Below are 18,337 nucleotides of genomic sequence, written 5' to 3'. Positions count from 1 at the left end.
ACAAACGAATGTTCTGGTTCTATTTAATCACAGGCTCTCTAATAGCAACAATATTTCAGAAAAGAGCCTTTTTATATAAACTTAGAGGGGGGCAATGGCCAACATAAACCCCAAAAAAGGCAGGTACTTGAAGTGATGCCGCTGAAAAAGCTACGGCTTCGTGTACAGATCGTTCTGCCGATCGCTGTTGTAAGCTTACGCTTCTACAGAACGATTCCGTCCACTCCGTTCGTTTTTCAGCGCTCTCTTGCAGAAGTCCCTGCCTTTTTGGGATTAACCTACGAATGACGCGAGCGATGTATTCTTTTCAGGACAGCCGGGCTGCTTAATAAGCTCTTTCATACTGCTTCGGGGGTATCGCTTCCTTGCCGTTCACTTCTGCAATGGCGTGGAGGGCCCAGTAAGGATCGCGGAGCATCCCTCTCGCGACACCGGTCAAATCGGCATCCTCATTGGCGATGATCGATTCCGCAAGCTTCGGATCGTCCAGATTGCCTACGGCAATCACCGGCACATGCAGCGCTTGCTTGAACGCGCGGGCCATAGGCACCTGATAGCCCGGGTAATTTCCCGGCTTTCTTGCGCCGGCAGGTCCTTCCCCTCCACTGCTGATATGGAACATATCGACGCCGGCCTCTTTATATTTACGCCCAATCTCGATGCTGTGCTCCAGATCGTAGCCTCCGTCCATGTACTCGATGGCGGATATTCGCATAATCAGCGGCATATCCTCAGGCATTACGGCCTTGATAGCCTGGATAACCTCTACCCCGAATTTGGCCAAATCCTTGCCATATTCGTCTTCACGGTTATTAATGGCAGGGGAGTGGAACTGATGAATCAAATAGCCGTGAGCTCCATGGATTTCAAGTGTATCAACGCCTGCTTCTACCGCTCTGCGGGCACCCTCCTGGAATTTACCGACCATCGCCTTCACTTCCTCCGTGGTCAAAGCTCTCGGCTTCTTGCTGGACGGGGTGACCGGAATATCCGAAGGACCGACAGGTACCGGGGCATCCTCCGCTTTTCGGCCGGCATGGGCGATTTGAATACCTACCTTGCTTCCATATTTATGCGCCTCAGAGATGATTCGCTTGAACGCGGGGATCTGCTCATCCGACCACAGTCCCAGATCATAGTCGGAAATCCGGCCGTCCGGCTCCACATCGGTCATCTCTATGATGATGAGTCCTGTGCCTCCAATGGCACGGGATGTATAGTGAACGAAATGCCAGTCCGTCGGCGTACCGTCCTTGGCCTCAACGGAATATTGGCACATCGGCGGCATGACGATTCGATTCTTTAACTCCAGACCTTTGAGCTTGAATGGGGTGTACAAATGATTCGGCACGATGATCTCTCCTCTGGGAAACCTGAATTTTTTATTTGCTTTGTTCCCTGCTGCTATTGTAAACACATTAACTATAAAAAAGGAAGTGGTGACATTTTTGTAACATAGTTTCCGAAAGGTACTTATTGCTTGATAGAGATGCCTTAGCGACCTTTTATATTCGTCCCGAAGCACGCCCTAGAGGTCCCGATCCTGTTCCACTACCAAGGATAACCTTTCCTTGCAAGCTTATGCATCCTTCACGCAGGAAAACCTTTACGAGGCCTTTCAAGACGAGCAACCGCGTTCATTAAAGCCAAAAAGAGCGTCCGGATAACCCGGCGCTCTCCCATAGAAGTGCATTACAAAAGCTGCTGACTATGTTAAAATTGTTGAATTCAACTATTTTACTGGGAAAGCTGGAATAAACATGAAGATAATAATGGATCAAAAAGGCGTTTCCAAGGTCGCCATCGTAGAAAGCCCCGATATCCTCATCCGTGATGTTCAGGATGCGTTAGATTTGATGGCTTCCGTCCAATACAGCCACGATTGTTACAAAATCATGATTCGGAAATCCAACCTGACGGAGGATTTCTTCGAGCTGAAAACCAGACTGGCAGGCGAAATTTTGCAAAAATATGTGAACTATCAAGTGAAGCTTGCTATTGTAGGGGATTTTGATGTCTACGACAGCAAGAGCCTGAAAGACTTCATATACGAATGCAACAACGGCAAGCAGGTGTTCTTTTTACAAGAGGAGCAAAAGGCATTGCAAGCTCTTCACCAGCTGGATTAGCCCACGTTCCTTCAAGCCGGCTTGCGCGCTGCAATCAAGAGGAACATCGGACGCCTGGTTTCATCCTTCATTTCGGGAACACGGGCTACCACTTCCGGCGTCGGCTGAGGCTCGGAAAGCTTCTCGATGCTGAAGCCCGCGTCGACCAGCCCATGGATATAGCTGGAGAAAGTACGATGATATTTAATAACGTCATGATCCAGAAATCTCGCTTGGCGCAAGCCTTCATCCTGATAGTGATCAACAGGCCAATGCAGCCGCTCGCCGTTAGGACCGTAATGCCAATCCTGCGCAGCCAGTGCGGTAAAGACCGGATGCTCGACGGAAAGGATGAACGAGCCTCCCGCGGCAAGGCAATGATACACTTTCCGGCTAACGAGGTCGAAGCGTTCAACATAGTGCAGCGCAAGCGAACTTAGGACTACATCGAATTCCGGTTCACGGAAATCGATGTCCTCAATCGCCATCCGGCGATACTCGATCGCCGGATCGTTCGTATGTTCTCTGGCTCGCTCCAGCATGTTATCCGACAAGTCGATCCCCAGCACCGACCGGGCCTGCTGCTCACGCGCATACCGGCAATGCCAGCCAAAGCCGCAGCCCAAATCCAGAATCTTTTTCCCCCGCAGGTCGGGAATCATCGCGCGGAGAGCGGGCCACTCCCCTGCAGCCTGCAGTCCTCCAATTGAACGGGGCATTTGGCTGTATTTCTCAAAAAATGAGACTTCATCGTACTTATTCTGCTTCACGGCACCCAACTCCTGAGTATGATTTGTTCCCCTTAACGTACCACTCTCCGACCCGTTCTATCAATGGAATGTATCATTATAGAGAAGCCTTCCTATACATGAAGCCGCCATTTCTCAAAATAACGTCTCATGCCTCTTCGAATGTCCTCGTACATAACTTACTAAAGTTGAGAAACTATAAAAAAACGAGTAAAGTAGAGGTATAGAAGGAGGCGGTTTTAATGGCCGAGCAGGCAAACCATATGGAAATAGGAATCAGTACGTTTTTGGAGGCTACACCGGACCCGGTGACCGGAGTGGTCATTAGTCATGCAGAGCGGCTGCGGCAAGCCGTTGAAGAGATCGTGTTGGCCGATCAGGCCGGTCTTGACGTCTATGGAATCGGGGAGCATCACCGGGCCGATTACGCGGGCACCTCTCCCGCTGTTGTGCTGGCGGCAGCCGCAGCCATGACCAAGCGCATCCGCTTGACAAGCGCGGTGACTGTGCTGTCCTCGGACGATCCGGTAAGAGTATATCAAGCTTTCTCCACACTGGACGGCATCTCGAACGGACGGGCGGAGATCATGGCCGGACGGGGTTCGTTCATCGAATCCTTTCCGCTGTTCGGGTACAGTCTGGATGATTACGAGGCATTATTCGAGGAGAAGCTGGAGCTGCTCCTTGCAATCCGCGCCTCGGAGAAAGTGACCTGGGGCGGCGGTCATCGTCCGGCCATTCATAACCTCGGAGTTTACCCGCGTTCCGTGCAGGACCCGCTGCCCGTATGGATCGCAAGCGGCGGCACGGCCGAGTCCGCTATCCGGGCCGGAACGCTGGGTCTTCCGATAGCATTCGCCATCATCGGCGGGATGCCGGAAAGCTTTGCCCCGCTGGTCTCCCTGTACAAGCAGGCCGCAGCGCGTGCCGGACACAATCCGGAGAAGCTCGCGATTGCGACGCATTCGCACGGCTTTGTCGGAGAGACGAACGAGCAGGCTGCAGATTTATTTTTCCCTTCCACCCAGGCTCAGATGAACGTTATCGGGCGGGAACGGGGATGGGGACAGCCATACACCCGTGCAACCTTTGACGCCGCGCGTACCCTCCGGGGAGCCCTCTATGTCGGCGATCCTGAGTATGTCGCGAAAAAAATACTTTTGCTGCGCAAAAACCTGGGCGTGACCCGCTTCTTCCTGCACGTCAATGTCGGTACCATGCCGCATCGCGAGGTGCTGCGCGCTATTGAGCTTCTGGGTACGAAGGTCGCCCCTATTGTACGCAGGGAGCTTGAACGGGAGAGCAAAGCATAAGCTTAAGCCAAAACGCAAAAGAGACTGCCGACATCGGCAGTCTCTCTTCCTTCTCGCTCTCGTTTCCCCTTGTAAATTACTTTATCTTTTGCATGGTTTCGTTCAAAGTCTGTATGAGCTCTTCGTTCAATTTGGACAGCACGGCCTTGTCCATCGGGCTTTTTTGCGAGCCGGCCACTTCCGGGTTCAGGCTTTTTTCGATTTTCTCATAAAGCTCTGCACTCCGCGGTCGAATGCCGTCCTCGAAGGTGCTCCAGGTTGCCTCCAGCTTAGGCCCCAGCTCTTTGACCTTCGCTTCATTACCGGCTTCAATTTCTTTTTTAAGCTCGTTCGCCGTACCCAGCAGCGTCGCCACTCCGGCTTTGATTTGATCAACGGAAATTAATTTTTGAGATAAATCATACAGGGCTTGAATCAGTTGATCGTTAATTTTAATGACGGCTTCCTTGTCGACAGGTGAGGCTTTAGCTGCCGCAATCGCCGGATTCAGGCTTTTCTCGACCTGCTCATACGCATCCGGATACTTGGGCTTGACGCCGTCTTCAAAGGAGGACCAAATTTCCTCCAGCTTGGGTCCTGTTTCCTTTATTTTCGCTTCATCGCCGGCTGTCGCCGATTTTTTCAGCTGTTTTGCCGTTTTTAGCAGCTTGGCGGTGCCCTCTACAACCGCAGCATCCGATACGGTTTTCCCGGCTGCAGGTGCTGTTTCCTTAGGGCTGGACGGAACGGATGGACTGCCTTGTGAACCGCAAGCGGAAAGGCCCAGCGCCACAATAAGGGCAATGGATCCTGTCAGGAGCTTTCTTGAAATCATACGAATACCTCCGAGCAAAGTTTATGGTTTCATTAGGATGTAATAGATGACGGTTTGGCAGACCTTTTGCTGATGCGGCTCCCGATAACAAAAGCGACAGCAGCCGCTGCAATCAGGATCTGCGGCAGGGCACTTTCCCAGGACGGGAAGAACCCTAGAAAATCAATGCTCGGCAAGACGGAGCTGTTCGATGTCTTCAGCACTCCCGCAAGCTGCAGGCTGTGAATGCCAAGGCCTGTAAACTTAATGCATAAATAAAACACGATGAAGCTTGAAACCAGGAAGAACGGGCGGATCGGCAGCTTCATGCCCACATACAGCATGAGAACCGCGATAATAATCAGGATGCCCAAGCCCAGCAGAATGCCAACAATCAGCTGCTGAACGCTGATTTGATTGACCATCCCAATAATAAACAGTACGGTCTCGGTTCCTTCTCTGAATATGGCCAGGAAGGAAAGAATGCCGAGGGAGACGATACGCCCTGTAGACAAGGCGGTCTCGGTCTTTGCCTGAATGTAGGCGTTCCACTTCTTCACGTTCGAATTGCTGTGCAGCCAATAGCTCATATAGAGCAGCATGACAGCGGCAAAAACTCCCGTACAACCGGCAATGAGAAAGTTATTCGTGCCGAAGGCCCCGGATGAAAATACAAATTTGACGATAACGGCTATGACTCCGCTGAGCAGAAGTCCTGCAATGACACCGGACCATACCCAGCGTCCTCCTTTAGCAACGTTGGATTTTTTTACAAAGGCCAGCAATGCGCCTACGACGAGCAAGGCCTCCAATCCTTCACGTATCGGAATCATGGCGGCATCCCAGTACGTGTAAGATGTTTTTTGCGCCAAAGGTGTAAGATACGCAATCATCGTAGCCAGAACTTTAGCCGCGTTGTCATACTCCTGCTTCGTCAGCATGGCATTGGCAACGACCATATCCCGCTCGGAATCACTGTACACGGATGCAGACTGTGCCACGACATGACCTTCAACGCTTAGCCAGCTTTCTCTAACTTTGCCGATCGCAGCAAGCGATGCGGCTTGGTCATGCTTCTGCGTCAGCTCCTTCGCTTGCTCCAGTAGAGCAACAAAGCCTGTGAGAGTTACGTTTTCTTCCGGCGCTTCAGCCCCATTGCCGTACTGGCCATGTATGTAGCGCTCCAGAACTTGTTTTAATTTGTCCAATGCGGAGACAATGTCTTCCTGTTTATTGATCATGAAGGCATAATCGACTTGCCCCATCTCAGCCTCAATATCTCTATAGGCCGATTTCGAGTCCGCTTTCACGGTTTCCTCTACATCCATCCATTGATCATGAAATTGATCGTACGATGCCTTCGATTTCACCGGATCTTCCTTGGCGGTGGTCAATGCTTGAGAGATAAAAGCTTCCGCTTTCACCATATTCTCGATCCCTTCGCTTGCTGCAAGGACAAATTGAGGCAATAGCAGTATAGAGACAAGGAATGGCAGGACGAATCGTATCAAAAGCTGTTTGCGCATGAACATCCCCCAAATCGGTTAACGATAAGATATCTACTTATAGACTATTTAATAATGAGAATCATTATCGAATCTTATTTTACTGGGTATTCTTTTCCCCGTCAATATACTCAAAATCAAAATATTAATGACATTTATAATCTTCCTGATCCCCTTCATGCCGTTTCATCCATCATAAAAAAACACAAGCGGCCGTAATTTAATCGGTGTAACAATTTGTCGAATGTAAGTTATGATAATGCCTAAGCATAAGAAATGAGGTGGGAAGACAAAAATGATGAAAAAAACAGTAAGTCTAGTGATGATTACGGCTCTCGGAGCCGGTACCTTGGCAGGCTGCTCCAGCGGCAAGGAAAATACAGACAATCATACGGCAGCCGGTAAGCCTGTAAAATTTTCCATCGCTTACCCTGTGACGACAGGGGACGGCTACGCTCAACGTTCACCTGATTTGAACAAGGATAAATGGATTCAGCGGCTCAATAAGCTGACGAATACCGAATTGGATGTCCGGCTGATCCAGCGGGAGAAAATGAGCGTACTCTTCGCCGGCAACGATATCCCGGATGTGCTTGGAAGTCTGGATTTGCCCACGGGTAAAGACATGTCCGGGTCTGTGGAAGCCGGCGTCTTCATGCCGCTGGATGACCTCCTGAAGCAGTACGCGCCGACGGTATATAAGACCGTACCGAAAGCAGCCTGGGATGCCGTGAGCTATAAGGGACAAATTTATGCCATCCCGAGCTATTTAACGAACCCGTCCCGCCGCGGCACGTACATTCGGACCGATCTTCTGGAGCAAACCGGCCTGCAGGCACCGAAAACGGTCGACGAGTTCTTGAACGTCATGCGCGCCTTTAAGAAGCTGGGCGTAGAGAACCCTTACCAGATGCGTGAAAATTTCAAATACGCCGATGTGATCTTGGGCGCTTTCGACGTCCTTCCTTATAAAGATCAATTCGAGAAGCAGGGCGACCAAATCGTACCGAAGTTTTTCGATGTAGAGAATACGCAAAAAGCGCTCCAAGTATACAAAACGATGTACGACGAGGGCCTGATTCCGAAGGATTTCGCGACGATTTCCTCTACCGATTACAGTAAGAACATTAACGCAGGCAAAGCGGGCATGTGGTCCGCCAATGTCGGAACGGGGCTCAAGGACTTTAGAACGACAATCAAAGCCGTGGCGCCAACCGCTAAAGTGGATGTGATCCCTTCACCGCAAGGACCTGAGGGCAAAGGCGGCTACTTCCTTTATTCCCCTATGGTGAGCGCTTACTATATCAATAAGAATGTCGATAAAGATAAAGCCATCGCTATTATGAAGTTTATTGAATGGATGACGACCGATGAGGCAGACAAGTTTTTCAGCTTGGGCGTAGAGGGCGAGAATTACACCGTAGACAACGGCAAGATCAACTACAAATTCCCGACCAATAAAGAGGAAACCCAGGAGGAGTCGTTCCGTACAACCTTGCGGCTGGCCAATGATGCAACCTACAATAAGCTTCAATTGGACTTGAGCAAGGACGGCCAAGATATTTTGGCGGCATTCAATAATGTGCTGTCCAAGGAAGGGCTCCCTGGCATCGGCTTTAACCCGGATCTGAAAGCCTTCTCGAAGTATCCGGACCTGACGCCGCTTGGGGACACCGGTCCGAAGCTCATTGTCGATCACATGGTCAAAATGATTTACGGCAAGGAGCCGATTTCGGACTGGCCGAAGGTAATCGAGGAATATAAGTCCAAGGGCGGCAACGAGATTATTAAAGAGGCCACCGAAAGATATAACAATAAAGACGGGGTCTCGATCTACTCGAATAAGTAAGCTGAGCCACCTGTGAGCTTCAACCATGAAGAACAGCAAAAAACCTGAATTCCTTTCGCTGGAATTCAGGTTTTTTCGTATATATTTAATGCAATGCCTCACTTGCTGAACGCATCGTAGGTCCGCTTCACCAAAACGATTGCCTGCTCCCGGGTCGTCTGGCCTAGCGGGTCCATCCGGTTGCCGTCGAGGCCGTTCATAATGCTGTAGCTGACAGCGAACCGGACTGCCTCCCGGGCCCACCCGGCAATGTCGGAAGCGTCGGTGAACGCCAGCTCGCCGCCGGTTTTCAACGGCCGGTCCGGCAGAGCCGCTTTGACGGCACGCAGCAGCATGACGCTTATTTCCTGACGCGTGATGGTCGCTTGGGGTGCAAAGGTATCCTCCGATACCCCTCCGGTGATGCCGAGCTTATAGGCCTTAAGCACATTGTCATTGGCCGTATCCTTGAACGGATTCGGCGCCGCCGCTTCCGCCTTTCTGCCGCTTAACGCCTCGTAAAGCTTGACGGCGATGCCGGCGAAGCCCTCGCGCGTGATCGGCTCCTGGTATTTGCCCAGCACTTCCCCTGTCGTCAAGCCAAGTGTGAACGCCTGCTTGAGCTCAGGAAGCGCCCAAGCGCTTGCCCCGTCGAACACATTCACTTTGGTTTTGGCCAGCACATCGTCCAGCCTGCCCACCATTTGGCTGTTGAGCTCGAGGCGGGTGATCGACGGATCGATTTTGTTATCGGAGGTGCCGGGCTTGACGACGACCTTATCCAGATCGGTAACGACCTTACTCGGAAGGGTTACCTTGACATTGGCAAAGGGAGCGTCGGTAACCGCCCATAGGTAGCTTATCCCTGGTGTGTTGTTCGGCGAAATCGGGTATTTATCGATGATCGGCTGAATGGAATATACGTAGAACGTATCGTGGTATTTGTCCGTCGCTTTATCCAGATAGGTTAAGGGCCCCATCGTATCGGTTGTATCGGGTACGGTAAACGTCTTGATGCCGTCCGGGCCCGACCTGGTTATTTGATAATACGATTCCATGTTGGAGTTATCGCTCCAGGTCAATAAAACGGAACCGTCCTTATTCGATTTGGCCTCCCAGTCCGTCACCTCCGAAGGCTGTAAGATTTGATACGGTCCGATAATTTCATGGGAGATGCTGTTGCTGCCTAAGATCGGCTCAAAGTAAGCGGTGAGGCGAAATTTGGCCGATGTCAGTTTCGGGTCCAGCGGAAGCGTAAACGTATGCAGGTAGGCAGGGAGGTCCATTTGGGCTGCGATCCAGGTAGCGCCGTTATCCGTCGAGTATTCAACACCGGAGGAGGTCAGGGTGGTTGATGCCGCATCATCCAAAAAATCGTAACGTATTTTTTCCCCGGCAATCACATACGAATGGGCTCCCTTATTGATTGTGAAATTCGACACATGTGCAATTGCACCAGCCTGTGAAGGGTGGATCATCCCTCCTGTGATGAACAATGACGCGGCCAATAAGGACACAAGCGTGTTATGCAGCTTCCCCATATCTCACGGCTCCTTAAGCTGATCTGACTTCGAATACCAGAAAATTATGGCACGAATCCTAAGACCGGGCAATCCTTCCGGATACCTAGCGGGCGTCGAATTTTGTTATATCGCTTTTTCTTGCTACAATAAGGAAAGAAAAAACTTTTCCAAGGAGTGGCCGCCCTATGTCCCAATTCCAAGAACTGTTATCCAAGTACGCCGAAATCGTCGTCAACGTAGGAGTCAACATTCAGCAAGGACAGACGCTTGTCATTAACGCCGCTATCGATTCGGCGGAGCTCGTCAGACTGCTGGTCAAGAAGGCTTACGAAACCGGAGCGTACCATGTCAAAGTGAACTGGACCGATGATACGGTGTCCCGATTGCGCTACGACCTTGCTCCCGACGAATCTTTCCTGGAGGAGCCCAAATGGTATGCAGGCGAAATGACCGAGCTGGCGGAAAAAGGCTTTGCCGTCATCAGCATCGTATCGGCCGACCCGGATCTGCTCAAGGGCGTCGCTCAGGAGCGGATCGTCAATCACCAGAAAACCTATGGAAAAGCCATGGCGAAGTATCGCCAGTACATGCAGTCCGACAAGTTCAGCTGGTGTGTCATTGCCGCCCCTTCCCGGGCTTGGGCAGCGAAGGTGTTCCCGGATGTGCCTGAGGAGCAGCAGGTTGGCAAGCTGTGGGAGGCGATTCTGAAAACAGTACGCGTCGATCAGCCCGATCCGACTTCCGCTTGGGAAGAGCATATCCGCACGTTGAATGCAAAATCCGATTATTTGAACGCCAAAAAGTATAAAAAGCTTCATTACCTCGCTCCGGGCACCGACCTCACGATCGAGCTGCCTGAGGGCCATATCTGGGTTGCCGCCGACAGCATCAATGAACAGGGCAATGCTTTTGTCGCGAACATGCCGACCGAGGAAGTCTTTACGGCGCCGCTGGCTTCGGGAGTGAACGGCAAAGTGTCGAGCACGAAGCCGTTAAGCTATGGAGGCAATATCATCGACGGGTTCACCCTCACCTTTGAGAACGGAAGAATCGTCGACGTCAAGGCGGAGAAGGGCGAGGACACGCTCAAAGGCCTGATCGAGATGGACGAAGGCTCGCATTACCTGGGCGAGGTTGCGCTGGTACCTCACCGCTCCCCGATTTCCGAATCGAACATTTTGTACTACAACACATTGTTCGACGAGAATGCCTCCAACCATCTGGCGATCGGCAGCGCCTACGCTTTTTGTCTTGAGGGCGGCAAAGGCTTGTCGCAGGACGAGTTAAAAGCGCGCGGGCTCAATACAAGCATCGCCCATGTGGATTTCATGATCGGCTCCGCCGAAATGGATATTTTCGGAGTCACCGCGGAAGGTAAGGAAGAGCCTATATTCCACAAGGGGAATTGGGCGTTCTAGGACGGTACTGGAACGAGTGAAGGCGGAGCCCTTCAAGGGCTGCCGGCAAATCCGCAGCAAAATAAAAAATGGGGACTGCCGCCGGCAGTCCCTTGATGTTTTACCCTTATGAAAATAACGAATCGATATCCGTCAAAACCTTCTCCGTCATCGGAAACACAAGCTGCTCCTCTTTCTCCAAATGGCTCCGCAATATACGGCAAGCATGCGTCAGCAGTGCGGCCGCTTGCTTCATACGCATGGCATCGGAATCCGATTTCAAAGCATGAACGGATCGCAGAAATGACTGCATATAGTTCATCGCGAGCTCATGGTCCTTCTCAAGGCTCAAAAAGGATGCCATCACCGTCGGGAAGGCGGAATGGCGAAAATAAGCGTTCAAAAAAGGAAACAGCTCCTTCTCTTCCCACTCGGAGTGGCGGTCAAGCTCTTCCTTGAAGGCCAACGTCCACAACCTCAGATGCAGCAAGGAACCTAACGCCCGATGCTTGTCGGTTTCCAACTCCGCCTGAACCGCCTGCTCTTCCATTTCGGTCAGCACCTGCATCAATTCACTATGCTCCTGCTTTAACCGGTCCAACACCACCGCCAGCTCCGTTATATGAGCGGTACCCGAATCAGCCTGCGGCTTCATGGGCATATTCATGGTTCCCCACCTCCAGCGAACGTTTAATTGCCTATACCCTAAAGATTACTACGGTGCCCCCCGGTTGTATGTGCGTTTTGTCACACGGACTTGGTCCTTTTTTTTCCACATAAAAAGAGGCCCTAAGCTTATGGCTTAAGGCCGTTTCACAAGCAAGGGCTTTATTCGCTTGCCGTTCTAGGCATGCAGGGTTTTATGTGTGCCGCCTGCGGTATGATTCGTGTGGTTGCCGCCTTTTCTCCGGTTGGCAGCCATTTTGCGAAGGATCGGCATCAGGTAGTAGTCCACCCCGAATTTACCGGCATTCGTTTCGGCCATAAACACCAGTCCGCCCAGCAGAATCAGCCAAGGGTTCGTGCTTACCGTACCGGCCATCAGGAACATGAAGTTCATCAGCAATCCGAAAAATGCGGCCGCGGTGGTCAGGGCACCCAAGATCAATCCTAACCCTACGCAAAACTCACCAAGAGGAATGACGAGGTTAAACCAGTTCGCGTGCGGCAGGGCAAAATGCTCGAGGAACGCTGTGAACGTCGGATACACCAGCTCATTGGTTGCTTTATCGACAATCGGTTTGGTTACCGCACCCTTGATAAAGCCTGTCGCGTCAAAGCCTCCCGTCAGCTTATGCCATCCTGCCGTTACCCATTCCCAGCCTACATACACCCGTAAGATAAAAAGCACGCCTGCCGCGTAAACATTCTCCCGCATCCATTTCAACATGATAACCAGCTCCTCCATTTGAGTGTAAAATGAGTGAATTAAATAATTCGTGATTTTTTTCACATGTATTCAATAAAAAAATAATCTGTCGTGAGATCGTTGATTGATCAAGAATGCAGGCATGGTCTCCATTCCCCTTTCGCTCTTGCAGGATCCGGAGTGTTGATTAACCTCTCCATGGCTATAATTTACCATATCCTATACGATGCAGCTGTGATAGAAATCACAAGCATTTGCCTATTTTTGAACAGCACCCGATTCATGCTGGCGAAGCCTGCGAATCGGAGAAATGATGCGGTAGCTCCCCCATAGACCGGCGCTCGGCTTGAACCGGCCGTACGGCCTTGGCAGCCTGGTGCAGGGAAAGAAAAAAACGCCTTGCGGCGTCCTTGGGTTGTTTGTACACAGGGAGGGAGTCAGGTGTAGGGCTCCGGCCGCTGTTGAACCTCGTGTTCCTTGAATCCAACCAAGCAGCGGTAGAACACAAGTTTCAAAGGCGGACGCTCCGCTCCTCCACCCACACCTGGCTCCCTCCGTTCTACTCTGTGCTTTGTGCTACTTCTTTTCTTCCTATCCGGTCTGAAAGCCGGTATTCTTATCCGTGAATAATGATCCTTTCTAGCAGCGCCTTGCTCTTTGCAATACGGTAGGTATACTTTACGACTACCCGGCATGATTTCCCCGGTTGGGCAGAATCAGCCTGATCTCGGTACCGCTTCCTACACCGGAATGGATCGTTAGCTGGCCCCCGACCGTGCGGGCCCTCTCCTCCATGCTGAACAAGCCTACGCCCGCCGCGCCCGGATCTCTCACGAAGCCTTTGCCCTGATCCGAGATGCACACCTCTACCCGGTCCGGCAAGTCATGAACCGTCACCTGCGCCTCATCCACGTCGGCGTATTTGCTGATGTTCGTCAGCGCCTCCTGAATCGTACGGTAAATCGTCGTCTCTTCCTGAGCCCCCAGCCGTCTGCGCAGACTCGTATCCAGTTGAACCCGAATGCCGTAGTGGGCGGAATAATTCTCGATGTAGGTGCGGATGGCCGGCACGACGCCCAGATCGTCCAGAACCGACGGCCTCAGCTCCCAGGCCAGTCCCCTCACATCCTCCATAATATGTGAGACATGGTTGCGCAGCTTCTCCAGCTCCGGGTGGACGTCCTCCATAATAAGTCGATCCAGCTGAATAAGCAGCGAGAATAAGCTTTGACCGATGCCATCATGCAGCTCGCGGGAAAAGCGCTTACGCTCCTCCTCCTGGATGTTCATCACCTGCTTCATCATCAGCTGCAGCTCCGCCTCGACACGCTTCAGCTCCGTCACCTCATTGCGGATCGCCAAATACTGGTGCGGCTTCCCCTGCTCATTGACGAACGGCACGATGGTCGTGTTCACCCAATACAAGCTGCCGTCCTTCGCCCGGTTGCGGATGTCACCGCGCCATACTTGGCCGGCGGAGATGGTATCCCATAGACCTTTCATAAAAGTCCGGTCATGGTAGCCCGAATTTATGATCCGATGATCCCGGCCCATCAGCTCCTCCCTGCTGTACTTGGAGATCTCGCAAAACTTATCGTTCACGTACCGGATCGCCCCTTGCCGGTCGGTCACCGCAACAATAGAGGATTCGTCCAGCGCGAACTTGAGCTCCGACAGCCGCTGAAGCGACTGCTTTAAATCCGATCGAACCTCCGGATCGTCAATATGCGCCTCCAGCTTGGATATCAATTCGTCCACATGCTCGCCGATTGCCTCATAACGCTTCTGATCCGGTTTATTCAAAATTCAGCAGCCCCTTTTTCATCGCATATTTGACGAGCTCGGGGCGTGTTTTAAACCCCAGCTTTTCCATCACATGAGACTTGTGAGTTTCCACCGTCTTGACGCTGATAATCAGCTGCTCTGCGATGTCCTTGTTGCTGTAGCCCTTGGCGATAAGCGAAACGATCTCATTCTCCCGCTCGGTCAGCATATCGGTCCGTTCCTTGGCCCCGCCGCTGCGAAGCTGCTCCAAATATTCGCCCATCAGCCGTTTGGTAGCCGACGGATACAAGTAAGCGTCGCCCGCCGACACCGTACGGATGGCCGTCACCAGCTCCTGGTGCGGGGCGCTTTTCAGAATATAGCCCGATGCGCCGGCATGGATGGCCTGAAACAAATATTCCTCGTCGTCATGCATCGTCAAAATAAGAATCGCCGTCTCCGGCAGCAGCTGTTTAATTTCCTTCGTAGCCGTCAATCCGTCCTTGCCGTGAGGCATGTTTAAATCCATCAGAATGACATCGGGATGCAGCTCGCCGGCCATGGCGATCGCCTCATCCCCCTCGGAGGCCTCCCCGACCACCTCTATATCCTCCCTCGCGTTCAACAGCATCATTAACCCCGAACGGACAACCGCATGGTCGTCTACAATCCCCAGCTTGATCATCATTGCTAAGCCCCCCCAAGATTCCGTACGTTGCGCTCGCTCTTATATTAAATCCCTAAGCTCCGCAGCGCAAGCCTGAACATACGCAATCTCCGTTACCGAATAAGCCTCGGGGGTTCGTCTGCCGACCAGCAAAAGCCAATCGTTCCCCACACCGCCGGAACGAACCGGAACCGCAGCCGCAGCCTTCAGCCCTTCGGCCAGCAGCAGCGGGCAGTCGAGATACAGGCTCCGCTTCTCAGGAGCCTTGACTGCCGTCTCCTCCATCGACGCATCCCAGGTCAGCAGGCGGCCGATCTGCCAAGCCATCCCGGCGAGGCCTCTTCCCCGCTTTACCCGCATCCGTTCATAGCGCCGGTTCGTATTCCCCGCCACAAAGCTCCACTGCAGCTGCCCCCCTTCCGAATCCAAAGGGAGCGCCAGACCGGCAAAATCGCTGCGGGTATCCAGCTTGAACCGGTCGAGCCTTACGGCCAACGCTTCTTCCTTCCTTATTTGTTCCATCCTCATCGTCTCCCTTGGATTCTCTTCCATAAGCCGCCTCTCCGGACCCGTTCCCCATTCCGGCAAGAAAAGCCGCCAACCCCTGGCAAGAGGGTTAACGGCTTGCGGTTCCACGGCTTGCGCCTGCGGATACGGACGGCCCGCGGCTTACCAGGTTTTGTAGCCTGGCGAGCCCGTTTGCATCGGACCGAACATATCCATCACCGGTATGGTATAAGCAAACATAATCAGCACGACCGTCAACGCGATCCACATCCCCCAGCGTTCGAGATAACGCGGCGTCGCCTCCTCCGGCTCCATTGTTTCCCCGAGAGGATATTCCGTGACCCCTTTCGGGCAGCGAAGCAGCGCGATGACGTTATAAATCATCAGCAGCAGTCCGAGGAACAAAACAATCCCGCCGATAGCCATCGCCACATGATATGGCATCCAAAGCACGGCATCGGGATGGTCGCCGTAGGTCGTATAGGCCGTCCGTCTCGGCGAACCAAGCAGGCCTACCGCATGCATCGAGCCCGACATGAAGAACATGCCGACGCACCAGATAACGGTTTGGAGCATGCCAAGCTTGTTGACTCTCGGCGTCATTACCCGCTGAGTGATAACGGGAATCAGCCAGTACGTGATGCCGAAGAAGGTCAGCGCCACACTCGTGGCGACCGTCAAGTGAAAGTGTCCTGTCACCCACAGCGTATTATGCACAACTTCGTTCATCTGGTTACTCGCATTGACAATCCCCCCGGCTCCCGCAGGGATGAACGTCAGCATCCCGACGAACGGCGCGAAGAAGCGGACGTCGCTCCACGGCAGCACCTTCAGCCAGCCGAACAGCCCCTTCGCCCCTTTGGCGCGCCCGTTCGTCTCGAACATCGCAAACAGCGAGAATGCCGTCATTAGTGAAGGTACAACGACCATGAAGGTCAATACAACCTGAATGTATTTCCATAGCGGGCTGATTCCGGGCTCCATCAGCTGATGGTGGAAGCCGACAGGGATCGAGAACATCAACAGCAGAATGAAGGACAGCCGGGCGAGCCCGTCGCTGTAAATTTTGCCCCCGATCAATTTCGGGATGATGACGTACCAGCACATGTAAGCGGGCAGCAGCCAGAAGTAGACGAGCGGATGGCCAAAGTACCAGAACAGCGTACGGCTCAGCATAATGTTAATACGCTCTGTCCAGCCGAACGACCAAGGAATCAGCTGCACCACAACCTCGATGGCAACACCGATCGTTGCGATCTGCCACAGCAGCATCGTACATACGGCCATAAAGCCGAATAAGGGCGACAGCTTGCCTTGATGCGTTCTTTTCCAATAACGGTATTGATAAAAAAGACCGAAGCCGCTCAGCCAGCTTCCAATGACCACAAGAGCCAGACCGATGTAAAAATACGGCGAAGCCTTCAGCGGCGCGTAGAAGGTATACAAGACGCTCGCTTTATTGAGCAAAATCATGGCGAGCGCAAGCAGCCCGCCGACCGTCATCAGTCCGTATCCCGCCCAGCCGAGCCGGTTTACCCGCGGCAGCAGATGGCCGCCAAGCGTAATCGAGGCTCCCGAATACAGAAAGCCGATAATGAAATAAGTAGTGAACACGAGCGCCATCAGCACCCCGTGCGCCGTTAGCAGCTGGTAGTAGCCGATCCCTCCGGGCAGAGTCATATTGCCGCCCCGGACCAAGCTCTGCAGCAGGCCCGCAATCCCGCCCAGGAGCAGCGCGAAGAAAGCGAACAAGATATGCGCCATGACCAGCGCCCCGTCTTTGCGGTCAAATGCTTTCGGTTGCATGGTATCCATAGGAAATCTTCCTTTTCTGTAGGAAATTATTATTTCACGACGATCTTCGTCGCCATATATTCGTGCGCGGTGCCGCAGTACTCATTGCACAGAATCAAATATTCGCCCGGCTTCGTGAACTTGTGCGAAACCTGGCTCACTTCCCCAGGGATGACCATCATATTCACGTTCGTTCCCGGAATTTCGAACCCGTGAATGACATCCTGACTTGTCACTGTAAAATGAACCGTGGAGCCGACCGGAACCTCCATCTTGTCCGGGTTATAACCGAAGGCAAAGGCGACCATAACGGCCTCGTATTCTTTGTCCGCAACCTTTTGAATGCCCGGCTTGTCGAACGGAGCGGTCTCCGACACCTTCGTCGGATCGATCATATGATGGTGCTCACTCGGGGGCTGAAGCCCCATGGCGAAAGCCGACACGCCCAGTACCCCCAAAAAGACAAACAGCATGACCAAGCCGAAGGTCAGCCACATTTTTTCCAAACGATGCATATGCATGTACGTTCCCCTTCTTTCTTTTCCCCTTATTGTCGAACCAGGTATAAGACGAACACGGCGGCCCAGGTGGCGAGAATGAACGCCCCCAGAATCATGACGCTCGCAAAAGTGCCCCGCAGCGCCGGCTCCTTGCCTTCTTGGTTGTGAACAGGCGCCTCGTCCTTCCCGGACCGGGACGGCTGAGCTTTATCCACTTCGTGCAAACCGGTATTCATATTCGAACCCCTCCAATCGACGCGTCTGCATCTGATGGATTCATTATAGAAGCTGTCGGGTGCCGAATGCTGTGATGTAATTCACATGACAAGGATAAACGGTTTCGCCATCTTTCCAGATGGCATGCGTTTGTCAAGGTAGCCGAAGGTTGGGAAATTTATACTTTCTTACTAGAGTAAAGGGCTGATTATTCAGCCCCTCCTCATCAAACCGTACGTGAGGTTTTCCCTCATACGGCTTTCCGATGTTCGTCATTCATGTGCATGCAAATTACAAGAGCGTT

At 52.5% G+C, this 18,337-nt stretch carries 17 protein-coding genes; 4 read left to right on the top strand and 13 right to left on the bottom strand.

Annotated elements, in window-relative coordinates; genetic code table 11:
• Positions 1–325: 325 nt before the first annotated feature.
• Positions 326–1,351 carry an NADH:flavin oxidoreductase/NADH oxidase gene (locus tag CF651_RS22500; protein ID WP_094017128.1) on the bottom strand — a complete coding sequence of 342 codons (1,026 nt, stop codon included), beginning with the start codon at positions 1,349–1,351 and terminating at the stop codon, positions 326–328.
• Between the two features lie 409 nt (positions 1,352–1,760).
• Between CF651_RS22500 and CF651_RS22495 the strand changes: the two genes are divergently transcribed.
• On the top strand, positions 1,761–2,129 hold the full coding sequence (locus CF651_RS22495; protein ID WP_094017127.1) for a DUF4180 domain-containing protein: 369 nt from the start codon (positions 1,761–1,763) through the stop codon (positions 2,127–2,129).
• An 11-nt stretch (positions 2,130–2,140) separates the two neighbouring features.
• On the opposite strand, the gene CF651_RS22490 is transcribed toward CF651_RS22495, so the two are convergent.
• Positions 2,141–2,878, bottom strand: coding sequence for a class I SAM-dependent methyltransferase (locus CF651_RS22490; protein WP_094017126.1), 738 nt, complete (start codon positions 2,876–2,878; stop codon positions 2,141–2,143).
• Positions 2,879–3,099: 221 nt separating this feature from the next.
• Here CF651_RS22490 and CF651_RS22485 point away from each other — a divergent pair, with 221 nt between their 5' ends.
• Entirely contained in the window at positions 3,100–4,170 is a 1,071-nt protein-coding gene (locus CF651_RS22485) for an LLM class flavin-dependent oxidoreductase (RefSeq protein WP_245856098.1), read from the top strand.
• Positions 4,171–4,246: 76 nt separating this feature from the next.
• On the opposite strand, the gene CF651_RS22480 is transcribed toward CF651_RS22485, so the two are convergent.
• Both CF651_RS22480 and CF651_RS22475 read right to left on the bottom strand, forming a co-directional pair.
• Positions 4,247–4,984, bottom strand: a complete 738-nt coding sequence (locus CF651_RS22480) for a hypothetical protein (RefSeq protein ID WP_094017125.1) — start codon at positions 4,982–4,984, stop codon at positions 4,247–4,249.
• A 32-nt stretch (positions 4,985–5,016) separates the two neighbouring features.
• The gene (locus CF651_RS22475) at positions 5,017–6,489 is read right to left on the bottom strand and encodes an FTR1 family iron permease (protein WP_094017124.1); all 1,473 of its coding nucleotides are present in this window, start codon (positions 6,487–6,489) and stop codon (positions 5,017–5,019) included.
• Positions 6,490–6,763: 274 nt separating this feature from the next.
• Between CF651_RS22475 and CF651_RS22470 the strand changes: the two genes are divergently transcribed.
• A complete protein-coding gene (locus tag CF651_RS22470) occupies positions 6,764–8,317 on the top strand; it encodes a type 2 periplasmic-binding domain-containing protein (protein ID WP_342746608.1) in 1,554 nt (517 codons plus the stop codon).
• 98 nt (positions 8,318–8,415) lie between these two features.
• Here the strand turns inward: CF651_RS22470 and CF651_RS22465 are convergent, their stop codons facing one another.
• Complete coding sequence (locus CF651_RS22465) at positions 8,416–9,837, bottom strand: S-layer homology domain-containing protein (RefSeq protein ID WP_094017123.1); 1,422 nt, start codon at positions 9,835–9,837, stop codon at positions 8,416–8,418.
• Between the two features lie 167 nt (positions 9,838–10,004).
• Here CF651_RS22465 and CF651_RS22460 point away from each other — a divergent pair, with 167 nt between their 5' ends.
• Entirely contained in the window at positions 10,005–11,237 is a 1,233-nt protein-coding gene (locus CF651_RS22460) for an aminopeptidase (protein WP_094017122.1), read from the top strand.
• A 106-nt stretch (positions 11,238–11,343) separates the two neighbouring features.
• Here the strand turns inward: CF651_RS22460 and CF651_RS22455 are convergent, their stop codons facing one another.
• From CF651_RS22455 to CF651_RS32930, 8 genes are all read right to left on the bottom strand, one after another.
• Positions 11,344–11,883: a hemerythrin domain-containing protein gene (locus CF651_RS22455; RefSeq protein ID WP_094017121.1), complete on the bottom strand. Its 540-nt coding sequence runs from the start codon at positions 11,881–11,883 to the stop codon at positions 11,344–11,346.
• A gap of 177 nt (positions 11,884–12,060) precedes the next feature.
• Positions 12,061–12,609: a DoxX family membrane protein gene (locus CF651_RS22450; RefSeq protein ID WP_094017168.1), complete on the bottom strand. Its 549-nt coding sequence runs from the start codon at positions 12,607–12,609 to the stop codon at positions 12,061–12,063.
• 660 nt (positions 12,610–13,269) lie between these two features.
• Positions 13,270–14,388, bottom strand: coding sequence for a PAS domain-containing sensor histidine kinase (locus CF651_RS22445; protein ID WP_094017120.1), 1,119 nt, complete (start codon positions 14,386–14,388; stop codon positions 13,270–13,272).
• Positions 14,381–15,034: a response regulator transcription factor gene (locus CF651_RS22440; RefSeq protein WP_094017167.1), complete on the bottom strand. Its 654-nt coding sequence runs from the start codon at positions 15,032–15,034 to the stop codon at positions 14,381–14,383. The genes CF651_RS22445 and CF651_RS22440 overlap by 8 nt, the downstream gene beginning before the upstream one ends.
• A 42-nt stretch (positions 15,035–15,076) precedes the next feature.
• A complete protein-coding gene (locus CF651_RS22435) occupies positions 15,077–15,538 on the bottom strand; it encodes a hypothetical protein (RefSeq protein WP_094017119.1) in 462 nt (153 codons plus the stop codon).
• Between the two features lie 147 nt (positions 15,539–15,685).
• Complete coding sequence (locus CF651_RS22430; protein WP_094017118.1) at positions 15,686–17,338, bottom strand: b(o/a)3-type cytochrome-c oxidase subunit 1; 1,653 nt, start codon at positions 17,336–17,338, stop codon at positions 15,686–15,688.
• Positions 17,339–17,367: 29 nt separating this feature from the next.
• Entirely contained in the window at positions 17,368–17,838 is a 471-nt protein-coding gene (locus CF651_RS22425) for a cytochrome c oxidase subunit II (protein WP_094017117.1), read from the bottom strand.
• Positions 17,839–17,864: 26 nt separating this feature from the next.
• Positions 17,865–18,053, bottom strand: coding sequence for a cytochrome c oxidase subunit 2A (locus tag CF651_RS32930; protein ID WP_245856097.1), 189 nt, complete (start codon positions 18,051–18,053; stop codon positions 17,865–17,867).
• Between the last annotated feature and the right edge of the window lie 284 nt (positions 18,054–18,337).

This window comes from Paenibacillus rigui (assembly GCF_002234615.1).
GTDB lineage: Bacteria > Bacillota > Bacilli > Paenibacillales > NBRC-103111 > Paenibacillus_S > Paenibacillus_S rigui.
This window is presented reverse-complemented; position numbering and strand designations above follow the sequence as displayed.

Bases quoted from the DNA above. Each gene is read 5' to 3' on its own strand.
- CF651_RS22495 (WP_094017127.1), top strand. From the start codon at position 1,761: ATGAAGATAATAATGGATCAAAAAGGCGTTTCCAAGGTCGCCATCGTA.
- CF651_RS22485 (WP_245856098.1), top strand. From the start codon at position 3,100: ATGGCCGAGCAGGCAAACCATATGGAAATAGGAATCAGTACGTTTTTG.
- CF651_RS22480 (WP_094017125.1), bottom strand. From the start codon at position 4,984: ATGATTTCAAGAAAGCTCCTGACAGGATCCATTGCCCTTATTGTGGCG.
- CF651_RS22475 (WP_094017124.1), bottom strand. From the start codon at position 6,489: ATGCGCAAACAGCTTTTGATACGATTCGTCCTGCCATTCCTTGTCTCT.
- CF651_RS22470 (WP_342746608.1), top strand. From the start codon at position 6,764: ATGATGAAAAAAACAGTAAGTCTAGTGATGATTACGGCTCTCGGAGCC.
- CF651_RS22465 (WP_094017123.1), bottom strand. From the start codon at position 9,837: ATGGGGAAGCTGCATAACACGCTTGTGTCCTTATTGGCCGCGTCATTG.
- CF651_RS22460 (WP_094017122.1), top strand. From the start codon at position 10,005: ATGTCCCAATTCCAAGAACTGTTATCCAAGTACGCCGAAATCGTCGTC.
- CF651_RS22455 (WP_094017121.1), bottom strand. From the start codon at position 11,883: ATGAATATGCCCATGAAGCCGCAGGCTGATTCGGGTACCGCTCATATA.
- CF651_RS22440 (WP_094017167.1), bottom strand. From the start codon at position 15,034: ATGATCAAGCTGGGGATTGTAGACGACCATGCGGTTGTCCGTTCGGGG.
- CF651_RS22435 (WP_094017119.1), bottom strand. From the start codon at position 15,538: ATGGAACAAATAAGGAAGGAAGAAGCGTTGGCCGTAAGGCTCGACCGG.
- CF651_RS22430 (WP_094017118.1), bottom strand. From the start codon at position 17,338: ATGGATACCATGCAACCGAAAGCATTTGACCGCAAAGACGGGGCGCTG.
- CF651_RS22425 (WP_094017117.1), bottom strand. From the start codon at position 17,838: ATGCATATGCATCGTTTGGAAAAAATGTGGCTGACCTTCGGCTTGGTC.
- CF651_RS32930 (WP_245856097.1), bottom strand. From the start codon at position 18,053: ATGAATACCGGTTTGCACGAAGTGGATAAAGCTCAGCCGTCCCGGTCC.